Origin of the sequence: Colwellia sp. (assembly GCF_013215345.1) — a bacterium.
Classification (GTDB): Bacteria; Pseudomonadota; Gammaproteobacteria; order Enterobacterales; family Alteromonadaceae; genus Colwellia.
Window position 1 is genome coordinate 1 of sequence record NZ_JABSOV010000069.1, and the last position, 2,520, is coordinate 2,520.

The 2,520-nt window shown below is 33.9% G+C and carries 3 protein-coding genes and 1 pseudogene; all 4 read left to right on the forward strand.

The window, feature by feature from the left end; translation table 11 throughout:
* Nucleotides 1-373, forward strand: a 373-nt coding sequence (locus HRT50_RS11640; protein WP_291614608.1) for a sterol desaturase family protein, incomplete at its 5' end; no start/stop codon positions are given.
* A 1,067-nt stretch (nt 374-1,440) separates the two neighbouring features.
* Nucleotides 1,441-1,665 (forward strand): hypothetical protein, encoded by a 225-nt coding sequence (locus tag HRT50_RS11645; RefSeq protein WP_291614610.1) that lies wholly within the window; start codon nt 1,441-1,443, stop codon nt 1,663-1,665.
* A 149-nt stretch (nt 1,666-1,814) separates the two neighbouring features.
* Nucleotides 1,815-2,186 (forward strand): annotated as a pseudogene (locus tag HRT50_RS11650) (VOC family protein).
* A gap of 68 nt (nt 2,187-2,254) precedes the next feature.
* Nucleotides 2,255-2,520: GTP cyclohydrolase I (locus HRT50_RS11655; protein WP_291614612.1), on the forward strand; the 266-nt coding region annotated here is incomplete at its 3' end.

Here is a 2,520-nt window from a genome sequence, read left to right on the forward strand (position 1 = left end):
CTTGATCTATGCCTTATTTATCTTTTTGTTAAAGCTACCTGTATTAACGGTAATGATTTATGGTGCTATCGCCTCTGTAATGCAACTTTGGCATCATAGCAATACTAAATTACCTGCCAATGTAGACAGTTTTTTACGCAGGCTCATCATTACACCTTCTTTACATAAGCTGCATCATTCGGCTTTTAAAGAAGAAACCAATAGCAATTACGGCACGATTTTTTCATTTTGGGATCGATTTTTTGGCACTTTATGTGAATATGAACAGAAGAATAAAGTTTTTAACTATGGTTTAGAGTATTTTAGGGAAGAAAAGCAACTCGACTTTTTGCTAACCTTAAAACAGCCCCTGAGCTATAAACCTGAAAAGTAATTTTATTTCAGGTAGTTAAGATCCGGGTGCAGGAGTTGATTTAGATTAAATAGTCTTAGAGGTGCTTATTAAAATTATATGAAAATAAATAATTTTAAAGTGTAAGTAATATGGACACTTTCGATAATAACAACGGTTGAATAGATACGATTATCGCCCCTTTTTGTATAAAAGCATGATTTACAATTTAAAGATCTGCGCTGAGATGACAACTAATTTGTCCTATAATAAATAAGCGAGCTACTAAGTAGTAATATTGATGTTTACCATTCGCTATAAACAGAAAGGGCAGCTATGCAGAAGATTGTTATTAATTGGCCGCGTTTATTTCGATATTCATTGCTGTTTATCGTCTTTTCTATGTCAGTGACAATCTTTATGCTCATTTGGTTCTCTTCAAGTCTAGAAGACGTATGGAATAATGGTATTTCCTTTTCAACAACTCAGCTGATAATATCCTTTGAACTATCACTGACACTGTTTATATTCATAAGCTTTCCAGTATTATTATTTCGATTTATATTCTTTTTTTCTAAAATGATCTACCGTGGGCGCAAGCCTGATATTGCTATTCTTAATATTCAAACCCTCTTTAATCCGGTAAATTTTTTATTATTTCCTAGTTTACTTTCACCTTTGGGCATGGACTATCGTAGACGTTGCATAATATCCTTAATTTTATTAATTTCACTGTACCTTTTAATGATGTTAATTATTAACTAACTCCACTATGCAGCTCAGCGAATGCCTTATTGTTATGAATATTAGTGACAATTCTCAGTAATATTTAATTCTCAGACTCAATATAGCAATATAGTTAAAATAAGAACTTGAAATTTAAGGGCTTTAGGGTAAATTATTAACTATGAATGTAGATGGAATTACTAATACCAATTCCACTAAGTTATTGCCCATTTGTGCTGATTAAAATAGCCCAAGACTACGTTGTTCTCAATCCTAATAGCCAGCTATTGGTCAATCGAGCGCCTTGTCCTGAAATATTTTCCCCAAGCACAACAAGATCACAAACTTAATGGAAATGATATAACATATGTTTAGAGGTTATTATGAACAACTCTGATATTACTAGTTCACAAGAAATACTGCTGAAAGTAAGCAAAATCATTGAAACTGAATGTGCGCAAGATGCAAGTGCCTTACTAGTCGATGGTTTCGTTTTGCTGGGTGTTGGCAACAGTTTTTTTGCCGATACCGAAAATCGTTTTGTTTATACAATGGGTTTTCCTAAACCCATTGAAGAGCTAAGTCACTGGGCAAATTCAAATTTTTAATAATTACTTTTTCAAGGTGTATATAGAAGATTTTTTAGGCCGTATTATAATCAATAATTATTGCCCTTGAACGCGGATTTACCGTCTGAGTCAGCTACATATAAACAAACTATATTTAAAAATCATGTACAGATACGAAGGAGTGTAAAATGGAATTAGGTGCATTTTCAGTTAGTTTATCAGTGAGTGACATCGAAGCGTCAAAAGATTTTTATCATAAAATGGGTTTTGAGGTAGTTGGTGGATAACAATCGAAAAATTGGTTAATCGTTAAAAACGGTGCGCATACAATCGGTTTATTTCAGGGTATGTTTACCGGCAATATTATGACTTTCAATCCCGGTTGGGATAAAGATTGTAAAACACTCGAATCATTTACTGACATTAGAGCACTATTAAAAGAGTTTCAGGCGCAAGGTGTCGACATAATTGAACAATCTATTACCGGTGATAGTGGTGCTGCTAGTTTCTCTATAAAAGACCCCGATGGCAATGCAATCCTAATAGACCAGCATGTGTAAACATGCCATTAGCAAGTTAATAACTTTAGTCAAAAATTTAGTTAAAAAATTAAACAGGTAACAAAAAAGTGGAACAAGATTTTAAAGCGATTATCGAAAAAATAGGTGAAGACCCACAACGCGAAGGTTTGGTCGATACACCTAAACGCGCAGCAAAAGCGCTAAAATTCTTAACTCAAGGCTATGATCAGGATTTAAATACTGTCATTAACGGCGCCTTATTCAGCTCAGATTGTGATTCTATGGTTGTCGTTAACAACATTGAATTATATTCGTTATGCGAACACCACATGTTACCTTTTACCGGTCGCTGCCACATTGGTTATATCCCCAA